The sequence below is a fragment of the Stutzerimonas kunmingensis genome (assembly GCF_900114065.1).
GTDB classification, from domain to species: domain Bacteria; phylum Pseudomonadota; class Gammaproteobacteria; order Pseudomonadales; family Pseudomonadaceae; genus Stutzerimonas; species Stutzerimonas kunmingensis.
In genome coordinates this window covers 96,623-109,989 of record NZ_FORS01000002.1, presented here as the reverse complement: position 1 = coordinate 109,989, position 13,367 = coordinate 96,623, and the positions used below count along the sequence as shown (strand labels likewise).

The window sequence follows — 13,367 nt, the reverse complement described above, 5'->3', positions numbered from 1 at the left end:
AATCCGCAAATCCAGAAACGAAATTGCCCGGCAATGCGGGCGATGCAAACGGCCCGGCACAAAGGCCGGACCCGTGTAGTTTCAAACCAGAGTCAAGCGATCAGAGTTCGCGAGCTTCCTGCCAGGACAGATCGACGATGGCACTGGTGTCGAACGGCTTGCCATCGCGGGTCTTCAGCGAACCGAGCTCCTGCAGAATGTCCGCCAGCTCCTGGATGCGCGCCAGATCGTCCTTGCCAAGCTTGGCGCTGAAGGTCTGGGTTCCGATCGCCTCCTCAATGACAACCTCGCGAGCGAGCTCACCACGCTTGAGCGTCTTCAGTCGGCTCGGCGATGAAGTAGTCGGCGATCAGCTTGGCTGCCTCGGCAGGCTGCTTGTCGAGCATTTCGATGGCATCGCGCTGGGCGTCCAGCGACTTCCAGACGGCATCCTTGCGCTTGGCCAGGGTATCGCCGGAGGTGATCACCACCATGCACGGGAATGGCCACACTTCACCGATCTCGTAGACCTGCTGAACCGGGGCAACCAGCTGCGCGATGCGATCATACGGCTCGAACAGGAACGCCGCATCGACACGCCCGGACACCAGCGACTGCACCGCAACGGCCGGGCTGACACCCATGATGTTGACGTCGCTCGGCTTGAGTTCGGCATTCTTCAAGGTCACGCCACGCAGCACTGCATCAGCGGTGCTCCCCTCTTTCTGCGAAGCGAGGATCTTGCCCTTCAGGTCGGCAACCTTCTCGATACCCGAACCCTCAAGCGCCACGATGGAGTGGTAGCCCTGCTGAGCACCACCGACCACCTTGAGGTCAGCACCTTTGGAGGCCCAGGCCACCGCATTGGTAAAGCCGAGGACGCCGGTATCCAACTGCCCGCCGACGATCGCCTTGATCAGGTCGGTACCGGAACTGAACTCGATCAGCTCGACGTCAAGGCCATGCTTCTTATACAGACCGGCCTCGTGTGCAACCATGGCCTGGGCATCGTCCATCACACGGATGTAGCCAACTTTGAACTTCTCCTGCGCCTGAGCAAACGCGCTCAGCAGCAGCAGAGCTGGAACCAGCCAATGCTTTGCTTTCATTTCGACCTCGATTCGGATAGCCAGCACATATAACCAGAACGAAGGACTATATTCGTTTTAGTTATCTAACGTTGATGGCTTAGAACTTTACCTGAATCACCCAGAAAACTGCACTACCGAGGTGGCATATCGTCAGTACTTCGGGTTATAGGCGGATTGTCTTGCGGCCGGCCAGTGCGTGGGCCAGGGTTCCGCCGTCGACCAGGTCCAGCTCGCCGCCCAGTGGAACGCCGTGAGCGATTCGACTGATGGTCAGCCCCTTTGGAATCAGCATCTGCGCGATGTAATGCGCCGTTGCCTCACCTTCCACCGTCGGGTTTGTCGCGAGAATGACTTCAGTGAACGCACCATCTGCAACACGCGCCAGAAGCTCGGGAATGCCGATCGCTTCAGGGCCCAAACCATCGAGCGGCGACAGATGCCCCTTGAGCACGAAGTAGCGCCCGCGAAAGCCCGTCTGCTCGACGGCGAAAACGTCCACCGGGCTCTGCACCACGCAGAGCAGCGAATCGTCGCGTCGCGGGTCGGCGCATTGCGGGCACAGGTCGTCTTCGGTAAGGGTACGACACTGCCGGCAGTAGCCGACCCCTTCCATCGCTTTGCTCAGCGCTTGCGCCAGGCGTAAGCCGCCGCTGCGATCCCGCTCCAGTAGCTGCAACGCCATGCGCTGTGCAGTTTTCTGGCCCACGCCGGGAAGAATGCGCAGGGCGTCGATGAGTTGGCGGATCAGGGGACTGAAGCTCATAAATTAAGCGTCGCTATGCAAAGGGGCAGCACAGTGCCAGGGGTTCAGGCAGGCGGTTTGCCGGACCAGAGGCAAGAAAGCGGGACATCGGAGTCTACTGCGCGTAAATGACGATGCCCCGCCTCGAGTGGCGCGCCCATGCGCGCCGATTGGCCGTTCGAGTTAGAAAGGCATCTTGAAGCCTGGCGGAAGCTGCATGCCGGCGGTCATGCCGGCCATCTTGTCCTGGCTGTTCTGCTCGATCTTGCGTACCGCGTCATTGACGGCGGCAGCGATCAGGTCTTCCAGGATTTCCTTGTCTTCCTGCATCAGGCTGTCGTCGAGGCTGACGCGCTTGACGTCATGGCGACCGTTCATCACCACGCTGACCAGCCCGGCGCCTGACTGGCCCGTCACCTCGGCGTTCGCCAGTTCCTCCTGCATCTTCTGCATTTTTTCCTGCATCTGCTGCGCCTGCTTCATCAGGCCGGCCATGCCACCTTTCATCATGGGAATCCCTCAATTAATCAGGTTTCGGAGTGTTCTACGGGTTCGATGGTGCCTTCGCGGATCACAGCGGCGAACTGCTGCATGAGCTGCCGGACCAGGGGATCTGCGTGAATCGACTGTTCCGCGGCACGCTGCCGCTCGGCACGGCGACGCTGAGCGGCCTGCGCAGGCGTTTCCTGCTCCGGCTTCTGCAGCACGATCTCGAGCTGTAGCGTACGCCCGTGGTATTGATTCAGGGCGTCGTTGAGTCGTCGCTGTTGCGTGGGGTTGAATAGTGCGCTCTGCGCAGGATCGAGATGCATCAGCCAACGGTCGCCTTCCACGGCAATCAACGTACAGTTGGCGGCAATGCTGCCGGTAAGACCGGACAAGCCGAGTTTGAGATACAGCTCCAGCCACTCGGCAGCCAACCCGGTCGCAGGCTCTACCGAAGGCAGTGGCTCGACGGGCTCCGGCTCATCCCTTGAGTGTTCCAGTTCGTCCAGATAGGCCTCAGCCTGGTTCTCGACCTCGAAGTAGTCCTCGTCCGTCAGCGGCGGTTCGTCATCATCCGGCTCTTCGACCTGTACCACGGACGCCACGTGATCGGCAGCGCCGTCCACCGGCACAGGTTCGGGTAAAACGGCATCAGCCTCGACCGCGACGGGCGGTACGTCAGGCGGCTCATTCCACGGCACATCGATGACAGGCGCGGCCTGCGGCGCTTCCACCACATGAGTGGCGACCGGGGTCACTGCCGAGGGCGTGGGAGCCGGCACGTTCACTGGCATGGTAACGGCCGGCGCAACGGGAGCGGGCTCTGGCACAGCTGCTACGGCAATCGCAGCGGATGGAGTGGACGACACGCCAGCGGGAGCGGAATCGGCCACCGCTGCGGGCTTGGAATCAGCTGTGGCCGGGCTGATTCCCAGTGTCTTTAGCGGTGTTCGCGGTGCGCCATCACTGCCTGCAGGACGAAATGCCAGCATGCGCAGCAGCACCATTTCGAAACCGCTGCGAGGATCAGGCACCAGCGGCAGATCGCGCCGGCCGATCAATCCCATCTGATAGTAGAACTGCACATCTTCGGCCGGTAGCGCCTGAGCCAGGGCCAGCACGCGATCACGATCGCCCTGGCCGTTGTCTACCGCCTCAGGCAGCGCCTGGGCGATGGCGACGCGGTGCAGCACGTTGAGGATTTCGGCCAGCACGCCAGCCCAGTCCGGCCCCTGCTCCGCCAAGTGGCGAACGGCCTCGAGCAACGCTCTGGCATCGCCTTCAAGCAATGCCTGCAGCACACCATAGACCTGACCATGATCGAGGGTGCCGAGCATGGCGCGCACATCAGCGGCCAGCACCTTGCCTTCACCGAAGGCGATCGCCTGATCGGTCAGGCTCATCGCATCGCGCATCGAGCCATCGGCGGCACGCCCCAGGAGCCACAACGCATCGTCTTCGAAGGGAACGTTCTCGACGCCCAACACATGAGTGAGGTGCTCGACCACTCGCTCGGGCGGCATGTTCTTCAGGGAGAACTGCAGGCAGCGCGAGAGGATGGTGACCGGCAGCTTTTGCGGATCGGTGGTCGCCAGCAGGAACTTGACGTGGGGCGGTGGCTCCTCGAGGGTCTTGAGCAGCGCATTGAATGAGTGCGACGAGAGCATGTGCACTTCGTCGATCAGGTAAACCTTGTAGCGCCCGCGGCTCGGCGCGTACTGCACGTTGTCCAGCAGTTCGCGGGTGTCTTCGACCTTGGTACGGCTCGCGGCGTCCACCTCGATCAGGTCGACGAAGCGCCCCTCGTCGATTTCCCGGCATACCGAACACACACCGCAGGGCGTCGAGCTGACCCCGGTTTCACAGTTCAGGCACTTGGCGATGATCCGCGCAATGGTCGTCTTGCCCACGCCTCGCGTGCCGGTGAACAGGTACGCGTGGTGCAGGCGCTGGTTGTCCAGCGCGTTGATCAGGGCCTTGAGCACATGCGTCTGGCCGACCATTTCGCGGAACGAGCGCGGACGCCATTTTCGTGCAAGAACCTGATAACTCATAACACCATCGCGGGGGGGACAAGGCAGAGGACGGGTAATGCTAGCGGAGCAGGATGGAAATTGCATCCGGGCTGCACTCGAACCGCCGGCTAGCCCAGCAATCGCGCACCAAGCGCCTCGACTATCGTAGCCAGCACCGGGTTGTGCCTGCCGATCCGCACCTTGAGGCCATCGATCTCGCGCCTCGGCGGATACTGTTTGCGCAGCAGATCGAACCCGGCCCGACGCTGCGCCTCATCGCCAAGCAGGCTGCGGCGGAAGTCAGCATCGTCGCGACGCGGATCGTAGACCGCCCGGCACAGTGTGGCCAGCATCTCGTCGGGCTCTGCGGAGGATGCAAACGCCAGCTCGGTGAGTGCCGGGCCGGGCATCAGCTGCGCCAGTTCGATAGCCGGCTCGACACCACGCGCCGCGCAAAGCGCCGCGTATATCTGCGCCGTACCGCGCAGCTTGCCGTCCAGGCTGTACCCGGCGATGTGCGGCGTAGCGATATGGCACAAGCCGGCCAGTGCGACGTCGACCTGAGGCTCGCCTTCCCAGACATCCAGCACGGCTTCCAGGTCCGGCCGCTGCAATAGCAGATCGCGCAGCGCGGCATTGTCCACCACGGCACCCCGACTGGCATTGATCAGCCAGGTACCGGGTCGCAACCTCGACAGTCGCGCCTGATCGAACAGGTGAAAGGTCGGCCAGTCGCCCCCCAGGGTCAGCGGCGTGTGCAGGCTGATCACATCGCACTCCGCGAGGATCTCATCTAGCGAGACGAAATCGCCTGCCTCGCGGACCTGCCGCGAAGGATCGCAGACGCGCACGTCCCAGCCAAGTCCGCGCAGCACTTCGAGCAGCCGCCCGCCCACCTCACCGGCACCGACCACGCCGAAACGTCGCCGGGCCAGCGCTTCACCGCGCACCTCCGACAGCGCGAGCAAGCTGCCCAGCACATAGTCGACCACGCCCCGCGCGTTGCACCCCGGTGCGCTGGCCCACTCGATGCCGGCCTGCTCGAAATAATCCAGATCCAGATGATCGGTGCCTATCGTGCAGGTCCCGACGAATCGCACTGCGCTGCCTTCCAGCATCTCGCGGTCGACCCGCGTCACCGAGCGAACCAGCAGCACGTCGACATTCTCCAGCGCGGCTCGATTGATGCTGCGGCCGGGCATGCGGCGAATCTCGCCGAAACCGGCAAAGAACTCATCGACCAGCGGAATGTTTTCATCGGCGAGGATATGCATTGCACGGCTCCGGTGAGGGGGAGCACATTCTAGACGGCTTGCCACTGCTTTGCCGCCTTCCTGAGCGTAGCCACGCGGCGTAGACTAGCGCGCTTCTTGTATACAACCGGAACGCCCAGTAATGCCCACTGAGCTCAGACTCAGACGGGTCCGCCTCGAATTGCGCACCCTCTTTGCCCTTGCCCTACCCATGATGATCGCCCAGCTGGCCAGCACGGCGATGGGTTTCGTCGATACCGTTATGGCCGGACGCGTAAGCCCGCAGGACCTGGCCGCCGTCGCGCTAGGCAACTCGATCTGGGTGCCGGTCTATCTGCTCGTCTGCGGAATCACCCTGGCGACCACGCCGAACGTCGCACAGCGCTTCGGCGCAGGGCGGCATGGCGAAATCGGCCCGCTGGTTCGCCAGGCGTTGTGGATGGGCGGCGGCATCGGTGTGCTCAGTGCATCATTGATGTGGAACGCGGAGCCCGTCCTGCATCTGCTGAGCGTCGATCAAGCGCTGGTCGATCCGACCATGGCTTACCTGCGCGCCGTCGCCTGCGGCTTCCCGGCGGTCGCGCTGTATCAGGTGCTGCGCTGCTTCAGCGACGGACTGGGCCATCCGCGGCCAAGCATGGTGATCGGCATCCTCGGCCTGCTACTGAACATTCCGCTGAACTACGTGTTCATCTACGGCAAGTTCGGCGTGCCGGCGATGGGCGGCGTCGGTTGCGGCGTTTCCACGGCATTGGTGATGCTGTTCATGCTGGTGGCGATGAGCCTCTGGGTTAAGCGCGCACCGTCCTATCAGGCCAGTCAGCTGTTTTCCCACTTCGAATGGCCACGCTGGCCGATGCTGCGTCATCTGCTTTCGGTCGGCGTACCAATCGGGGTCGCGGTGTTTGCCGAGGCCAGCATCTTCTCGGTGATCGCCCTACTGATCGGCGCCCTCGGGGCAACGGTCGTCGCCGGTCACCAGATCGCACTGAACTTTACGTCGCTGATCTTCATGATTCCACTGTCGCTGGGTATGGCGGTGACCGTGCGTATTGGTCAGGAGCTGGGCCGCAACGCTCCACGCGACGCTCGCTTTGTCGCCGGCGTCGGGATCGGCGCCGCCCTGGTATATGCCTGCTTTTCCGCCAGCGCCATGCTGCTGTTCAGCGAGCAGATCGCGCGAATCTATACCCCGGATCCGGCCGTGGTCGCCGTCGCTGCCAGCCTGTTCCTCTACGCCGCGCTGTTCCAGTTCTCCGATGTGGTTCAGGTCACGGCTGCTGGCGCGTTGCGCGGCTATCAGGACACCCGCATGACGATGGTCTACACCCTCTTCGCCTACTGGGGGATCGGTTTGCCGTTGGGCTATCTGCTCGGCCTGACCGACCACCTCGGCGCCGCCAGTGGGCCTGCCGGTCTATGGCAAGGCCTGATCGCCGGCCTGAGCTGCGCAGCTCTGTTGCTCAGCGTGCGCCTGGCCCGCAGCGCCCGACGCGAGATTCGTCGGCACACTGCGCTTCGCAGGGCGGCCGTCTGACAAAGGTCGGGATGGGGCGGTGCGGATCATAGGCTGCGGTCGATTCGGCCGTCGGAGCGCGCCAGGTAACCCGTGCCACACTCCCAAAGCAGTGCAGCGCGGTCCTCGGTACCAAGTGCGTCGAGTCCACCACGCAGCGCATAGGCGGTGAAGCCGAGCTGCGTCAGTAGGAACACCGCGTTGGCGCTGCGCTTGCCGCTTTCGCAATAGCAAAGGTAGGGCCGCTGCGGGTCCAGCAGACGGGTTTTCAAACGCAGCAGGTGCAGCGGCATGTGCAGCGCCTGCATGGCATGGCCCTGCTCGTAATCATCAAGCAGACGCACATCCAGCCACTGCGCACCGCACGCCAGCAGATCACCCACGCCATCCAGATCGACTTCGCCAACCACCGGTGCCTTGAGCAGCTCGAGAAAGTCCGCCCGCGCCAGGCGAAGCACCCGACCGTCCTCGACCATCGCGACACTGGCATTACGCGGTCGCTCCTCGAGCAGCGCCTCTTCACCGAAACAGGCTCCGGGTTCCAGCTCGGCCAACAGCTGCTCGCCGCTGCCGGCAGCCTTCAGGACCTGGGCGCCGCCGCTCTTGAGGAAATAGCAGCAATCGCCGGCTTCCCCTTCGCGTAGCAGGGTTTGCCCGGCGGATACCTCGATCTCAACGAGGCGGCTGAGCATGCTGCGAATATTTGCCGGTGGAACCTGGGCGAACAGCGGACTCTCCAGCAGGCGCTCCAGCCACTCCCCGTCCTCGCCCTCCATCGACAGCTGCAGCAGCACATCTTGCAGGGCTTGGCGCCAGGACAGCAGCCGCTCCAACTCCGCGCTGTCCACCGTCAGCAGCTGGCAGTCATCCAGCGCCCTCGCCTCCACCAGGCGGCCCGCAGCAAGGCTGTATAGAGCAGCCGATGTGCCCGCCACCAGCCGCGTTTGCTGCCCGTCGTGATCGGTCAACAGCAGGCTGCCCGACATCAGGTAATGACGTTTCGAACTCAGCTCATCACCAAGGTCGAGCAACTGCCCAGGCGCAAGCACGAGCGGCACTATGCGCACGCGAAGCTCCCACAACTGGCGTGGCGACAAGCCATTGAGCGGGACCAGATTACGCAGCTGATCGGGGTGCAGCGGTTTATTCATCCGACAAAATCCAAACGTCTATCCGTCAATCAGCTTCTGCAGCTGGGCCTGAGCAGCACGGCGCCCTTGCAGTCCACCGGTATGGACGAATATCAGCCGCGTGCCGGCGGGAAAATAACCGCGCTCGACATAAAGGCGCAATGCCATCATGGTCTTTGCAGTGTATATCGGATCGAGCGGCACGCCACCCTGGCGCTCGGTATCGAGAATGAACTGCGCCAACTCCCTGTCGAAGCGACCAAATCCGCCACGACTGGCGTCCAGCAGTTCATAGCCGCTGGACGCCACGCCGGCTTGCGCGAGCAAGTTGGCCACGCCGGCATCGACGGCGTGGGAAGGCGGCCCTGCCAGCGCGCCGAACACCCGATGCCTACCTGCCTCGCCGATGACCAGACCTGCCAGCGTCGTCCCGGTGCCGGCGGCCAGCCAGAGCGCGTCGTAGTCCTTCCAGCCGAGCGACGCGAGCGCGGACTCCACTCTCGGAACGAGTCCGGCGCACCCCAGAGCGCCGGGCAAACCGCCGCCACCTTCAGGGATGCAGTAGAAACCTGGATATCGCGCTCGCCATGGCGTCCAGAAGGTAGGCAGATTGCGCTCCCGGTACCCAGCGTAGCCGAGCCAATGCAGCTGCATGCCCCAGGCACGTAGATCGGCGACCGTTGGCGTTACCTGCTCATGGCCGCGCAGCAGGCCGACAGTAGGCAGGCCGAGTCGGTGGCCGGCTGCAGCCAGTGCATGCAGATGATTGGAGTGCGGGCCGCCGAGACTGATCAGCCCCGGCGCAGCGACAGAACGCGCTGCATCGAGATGCTTTACCAATTTGAACCACTTGTTGCCGGACAGCTCGGGATCCAGCAGATCGAGCCGCAGCACCGCAACCTCGACCCCGCTGCGCGCGAGCCAGTCCAATGACAGCGGCTGCAGGATCAGCGGAGCATCGAAGCCGAGATCGGATTGAACGGAGGACAAACCGCTCAGCTGCCGGTGCGCTGCCGGTCTTCCTTGCGGTGCCGGGCGCAGCAGTTGGATTCGCCGATCACGAAGCGACTCGGCGCATCGATCTTGTCCAGGGGCATCGCGCAACGCTCACCGCTGGAAAGCGCCGCGACGCAGGCCGGCTTCTGATAATGCTCCAGCCACTGTCGGTACTGCTCCTCGGAGACAAAGCACTTGGCAGCGGCATAAGCCAGAGGATTGGCGCGGTAGCGGGCCAGGTCCTGCAATGCGATCGTCAGATGCCCGGCACCCGGGTGGTAGGCCATGAACACGACCCCTTGTCGAGACAGTTCCTCCAGCACCCGGTCACCGCTATGGCGCAGCGTTTCGCACTCGGTCTTGAGCCGCTGGATTTCCTCTTCCAGCTGTGCATCCAGTTCGTTGCGGTAGGCCAGCTCGACATCGCGGATCGCCACCTGCTCCTTGTACTCCGCAATCGCCGCCGCGATACGGGCCTGGGCTTCATGCTCGAACTGCTCCCGGGCGGCGCCGATCTCAACCCGACCGCTGACCTCCAGCGTACGCAGCTGCTTGCTCATTTCCTCACGCGCTTTCTGGAAACTCTCGCCCTGGGCGGTCATCTGCGCATGCAGGCTGGCGTTCAGCTCGGTCTGCTGTTGCAATTTCTGCTGCAGCGTGCGGATCTCCTCCTGCTGTGCCTTGCGTTCCTTCTCCGCGGCAGCCGTGAGCTTGAGCGCGTCTTCTTCGCGCAGACGCTCGAGGTTGGTAATGCGTTGGCGCTGTTGCTTGATCAGCAGCGCAGCCTTCTGCCGCTGTTCACGCTCATGGCTTTCGGAACGTTTCGCAGCTGCGTCCTTGCCGGCCTCGGCTGCATACCAGGTGTCTTCGGCGACCATCTGCAGACGTTCCGCAGGTACGGCCTGAGGCGTCTCCTCTTCGACCAGCAGACCGAGCTGGTTGCGCTTGATGGTCTCGCGCAACACAACCAGATCATTGCGTTCGGGACCAACTTTAGGGTCCCACATGTGCATCTGGTGCCAGGAGACCGGGCACTGGCTGCGGCAGGCCAGGCGAATCGGTCCGGCCCCCATGTCCGGACCACGCCCGGTACGCTCGGCCAACTGACGCAGGGGAATGTTCCAACCGGCGTCGGCAGAGCCGTCATCATTGAAGTCGAGACAGAAAAACACCGCGGCGCGCACCTGCAGCCGCGGATTGATCATTACGTAGACAGCATGCATCTGGCGGTCTGCGAACTCGGGTAGCGCGACCACCCCATCCAGCACCGCTTCGAATTCGGGATACAGCATTTCCTTGCAGATGGAGCCCTCATTGAAGAACAGGACGGCTTCGACCATCTGCGGTTTGTTCTGCATGCTCGATTTCCTTTATCGCCCGCAACTGCGAGCCAGCGATTAGCGAAACGAGCGGCCATCCGATGCCGTCGTCCCGTTGGTGCCGCAAGTTTAGGGGAAATGTTCGCGCAGGCAATGTGACTGGGTTGGCAGGCAGTCGCCGCATCGGACGCCGTTCGACCAGGCGCCCAGCGGATTTGCGATGAGCTTAGCTAAATCACTTGCCACTGTAGGCAGCGAGACGTCGCTTCATCTCGTCGCCCAGAGCCTGCAAGCCACTCATGGGCCGGATCATGACCTCGAATTCGACAATCTTCCCCTCGTCGTCGAAGCGGATCATGTCGATGCCCTTGAGTTCACGATCACCCACCCGGGCGCTGAACTCGAGGACTACATCCGTGCCTTGGGCGCTGGCCAGCTCACGGTGGTAGCGGAAGTCCTCGAAAACTTGCAGCACAGTGTTGAGGATCAGGCTCACCGTCGCTGCCCCCTCATACGGCGTGTGAGCCATCGGCGAGCGAAACACCGCCTGCGGATGCAGCAGCACCGGCAGCCGGCTCAGGTCTCGCTCAGCGATCATTCGGTGCCAGGCCTGCAGGCTATTGGCAGCCCCCCGGTTGCAGCGCGATTGCAGTTTCCATGCGTGATCCTCTTTGCGGATGTGCCGTTGGCCTAGAGCGCCGCAGCCAGGCGACAGCCCTGATTGATCGCGCGCTTGGCGTCCAGTTCAGCGGCGACGTCGGCGCCACCAATCAGGTGTACCCGCGCGCCGGCGGCTTCAAGGCCTTCCTGCAGCTCACGCAACGGCTCCTGCCCGGCGCATAGAATCACCGTATCCACCGGCAGTACCTGCGGCTCGCCTTCGCCCACGCGGATGTGCAGTCCGGCGTCATCGATCTGCAGGTACTCGACCGAATTGAGCATCTGCACGTGCTTGTTCTTCAGTCCGGCACGGTGGATCCAGCCAGTGGTCTTGCCCAGCCCGTTACCCACCTTGGACTTCTTGCGCTGCAGCAGATAGACCTGACGCTTGGGCGCATGCGGAGCCGGCTGGATGCCGGCGATACCGCCGCGCACCGACAGCCCGAGATCGATACCCCACTCCTTCCAGAAGGCTTCACGATCCAGACTGGTGGATTCGCCGTCGTGGGTGATGTATTCCGACACGTCGAAGCCGATGCCACCTGCGCCGATCACCGCGACGCGCCGGCCGACCGGCTTGCGCTCCAGAATCGCATCCAGGTAGCCAATCACCTTCGGATGGTCGATCCCGGGAATTGCCGGCACTCGCGGCGCGATCCCTGTCGCCAGGATGATCTCGTCGAAGCCACCGGCCAGCAGCGCTTCCACCGTCGCGCGGGTGTTCAGACGAACCTCGACTCCTGTTTCTTCGAGGCGGTTCTTGAAGTAGCGCAGGGTTTCGTAGAACTCCTCCTTGCCCGGCACCCGCTTGGCAACATTGAATTGCCCGCCGATTTCGGCGGACGAATCGAACAGCGTCACCTCATGACCGCGCTCGGCTGCGATGGTCGCGGCGGCGAGCCCCGCAGGCCCGGCACCGACGACGGCGATCTTCTTCACCGCGGTAGTGGGGATGTAGTTCAGCTCGGTTTCGTAGCAGGCACGCGGATTGACCAGGCAGGTCGTCAGCTTGCCGCTGAAGGTGTGATCCAGACAGGCCTGATTGCAACCGATGCAGGTATTGATGCGCTCGCTGTGACCGGCGGCGGCCTTGTTGACGAATTCCGGATCGGCGAGGAACGGCCGCGCCATGGAGACCATGTCCGCATCGCCCTCGGCCAGCACCTGCTCGGCGACCTCCGGGGTATTGATCCGGTTGGTGGTGATCAGCGGAATGCTTACCTCGCCACGCAGCTTCGCGGTCACCTTGGTGAACGCGGCGCGTGGCACCTTGGTGGCGATGGTCGGAATCCTCGCCTCGTGCCAACCGATGCCGGTATTGATCAGCGTGGCGCCCGCCTGCTCGATGGCCTTGGCCAGCTGCACCACCTCTTCCCAGACACTGCCGCCTTCGATGAGGTCGAGCATCGACAGGCGATAGATGATGATGAAGTCGCTGCCCACCGCTTCGCGCACGCGGCGCACGATCTCCACCGGCAGGCGCATGCGGTTCTCGTAGCTGCCACCCCAGCGATCGGTGCGGTGGTTGGTGTGCGCCACCAGGAACTGATTGATGAAGTAGCCTTCCGAACCCATGATCTCGACGCCGTCATAACCGGCTTGCTGGGCCAGGCTCGCGCAGTTGACGAAGTCGCGGATCTGCTTCTCGATGCCCTCCTCGTCCAGTTCGCGCGGGGTGAACGGATTGATCGGCGCCTGGATAGCGCTCGGCGCCACCAGCTGCGGGCTGTAGGCGTAACGCCCGGCATGCAGGATCTGCATGCAGATCTTGCCGCCAGCTTCGTGAACCGCCTGGGTAACGATCTTGTGCTCTTCGGCCTCCTCCGGCGTGGACAACTTGGCCGCCCCGGCGCGTACCGAGCCTTCCTCATTGGGGCCGACGCCACCGGTGACGATCAGGCCGACGCCACCGCGAGCGCGCTCGGCGAAGAATGCCGCCATCCGCTCGAAGCCGTTGGGCATTTCCTCCAGGCCCGTGTGCATGGATCCCATCAGGGTACGGTTGCGCAAGGTGGTAAAGCCCAGATCGAGCGGAGCCAGCAGTTTCGGGAAAGCGGTCATCGAAGCATCCTCATCATGACGAGTGCCGAGCCTCATGGGGCTACGGTCGGTATGCAGCGACGATAAACAGCGAAGGTGCCGCACTCAATGATCCAAAGTGACAACTTTTTGATCCTTCT

Annotated in this window: 10 protein-coding genes and 1 pseudogene; 1 reads left to right on the top strand and 10 read right to left on the bottom strand. The window is 63.2% G+C overall.

Going from position 1 to position 13,367, the window contains the following annotated elements; translation table 11 throughout:
* Window positions 1-100 precede the first annotated feature (100 nt).
* From BM275_RS05020 to pdxB, 5 genes and pseudogenes are all read right to left on the bottom strand, one after another.
* Window positions 101-1,088 (bottom strand): annotated as a pseudogene (locus BM275_RS05020) (ABC transporter substrate-binding protein).
* 145 nt (window positions 1,089-1,233) lie between these two features.
* Complete coding sequence (gene recR / locus BM275_RS05015) at window positions 1,234-1,833, bottom strand: recombination mediator RecR (RefSeq protein ID WP_014820524.1); 600 nt, start codon at window positions 1,831-1,833, stop codon at window positions 1,234-1,236.
* Between the two features lie 162 nt (window positions 1,834-1,995).
* Complete coding sequence (locus BM275_RS05010; RefSeq protein ID WP_003294866.1) at window positions 1,996-2,322, bottom strand: YbaB/EbfC family nucleoid-associated protein; 327 nt, start codon at window positions 2,320-2,322, stop codon at window positions 1,996-1,998.
* 17 nt (window positions 2,323-2,339) lie between these two features.
* On the bottom strand, window positions 2,340-4,352 hold the full coding sequence (gene dnaX / locus BM275_RS05005) for a DNA polymerase III subunit gamma/tau (RefSeq protein ID WP_090519676.1): 2,013 nt from the start codon (window positions 4,350-4,352) through the stop codon (window positions 2,340-2,342).
* A gap of 89 nt (window positions 4,353-4,441) precedes the next feature.
* Complete coding sequence (pdxB, locus tag BM275_RS05000; protein WP_090519673.1) at window positions 4,442-5,587, bottom strand: 4-phosphoerythronate dehydrogenase PdxB; 1,146 nt, start codon at window positions 5,585-5,587, stop codon at window positions 4,442-4,444.
* Between the two features lie 121 nt (window positions 5,588-5,708).
* Between pdxB and BM275_RS04995 the strand changes: the two genes are divergently transcribed.
* Window positions 5,709-7,103 carry an MATE family efflux transporter gene (locus tag BM275_RS04995; RefSeq protein ID WP_090519671.1) on the top strand — a complete coding sequence of 465 codons (1,395 nt, stop codon included), beginning with the start codon at window positions 5,709-5,711 and terminating at the stop codon, window positions 7,101-7,103.
* A gap of 26 nt (window positions 7,104-7,129) precedes the next feature.
* On the opposite strand, the gene BM275_RS04990 is transcribed toward BM275_RS04995, so the two are convergent.
* The 5 genes from BM275_RS04990 to BM275_RS04970 all read right to left on the bottom strand — a co-directional run bounded on the left by BM275_RS04990 (window position 7,130) and on the right by BM275_RS04970 (window position 13,248).
* Window positions 7,130-8,233 carry a cyclic nucleotide-binding domain-containing protein gene (locus BM275_RS04990; RefSeq protein ID WP_090519668.1) on the bottom strand — a complete coding sequence of 368 codons (1,104 nt, stop codon included), beginning with the start codon at window positions 8,231-8,233 and terminating at the stop codon, window positions 7,130-7,132.
* 18 nt (window positions 8,234-8,251) lie between these two features.
* Window positions 8,252-9,202 (bottom strand): 1-aminocyclopropane-1-carboxylate deaminase/D-cysteine desulfhydrase, encoded by a 951-nt coding sequence (locus tag BM275_RS04985; RefSeq protein ID WP_090519666.1) that lies wholly within the window; start codon window positions 9,200-9,202, stop codon window positions 8,252-8,254.
* 5 nt (window positions 9,203-9,207) lie between these two features.
* Entirely contained in the window at window positions 9,208-10,566 is a 1,359-nt protein-coding gene (locus tag BM275_RS04980) for a chromosome partitioning protein ParA (RefSeq protein ID WP_090519664.1), read from the bottom strand.
* Window positions 10,567-10,762: 196 nt separating this feature from the next.
* Window positions 10,763-11,125 (bottom strand): nuclear transport factor 2 family protein, encoded by a 363-nt coding sequence (locus tag BM275_RS04975; protein ID WP_090519662.1) that lies wholly within the window; start codon window positions 11,123-11,125, stop codon window positions 10,763-10,765.
* A gap of 92 nt (window positions 11,126-11,217) precedes the next feature.
* Window positions 11,218-13,248: an NADPH-dependent 2,4-dienoyl-CoA reductase gene (locus BM275_RS04970; RefSeq protein WP_090519660.1), complete on the bottom strand. Its 2,031-nt coding sequence runs from the start codon at window positions 13,246-13,248 to the stop codon at window positions 11,218-11,220.
* Window positions 13,249-13,367: the final 119 nt, after the last annotated feature.

Coding starts and splice junctions, on each gene's coding strand:
- recR (WP_014820524.1), bottom strand. CDS start 1,833: ATGAGCTTCAGTCCCCTGATCCGCCAACTCATCGACGCCCTGCGCATT.
- BM275_RS05010 (WP_003294866.1), bottom strand. CDS start 2,322: ATGATGAAAGGTGGCATGGCCGGCCTGATGAAGCAGGCGCAGCAGATG.
- dnaX (WP_090519676.1), bottom strand. CDS start 4,352: ATGAGTTATCAGGTTCTTGCACGAAAATGGCGTCCGCGCTCGTTCCGC.
- pdxB (WP_090519673.1), bottom strand. CDS start 5,587: ATGCATATCCTCGCCGATGAAAACATTCCGCTGGTCGATGAGTTCTTT.
- BM275_RS04995 (WP_090519671.1), top strand. CDS start 5,709: ATGCCCACTGAGCTCAGACTCAGACGGGTCCGCCTCGAATTGCGCACC.
- BM275_RS04990 (WP_090519668.1), bottom strand. CDS start 8,233: ATGAATAAACCGCTGCACCCCGATCAGCTGCGTAATCTGGTCCCGCTC.
- BM275_RS04980 (WP_090519664.1), bottom strand. CDS start 10,566: ATGCAGAACAAACCGCAGATGGTCGAAGCCGTCCTGTTCTTCAATGAG.
- BM275_RS04975 (WP_090519662.1), bottom strand. CDS start 11,125: ATGATCGCTGAGCGAGACCTGAGCCGGCTGCCGGTGCTGCTGCATCCG.
- BM275_RS04970 (WP_090519660.1), bottom strand. CDS start 13,248: ATGACCGCTTTCCCGAAACTGCTGGCTCCGCTCGATCTGGGCTTTACC.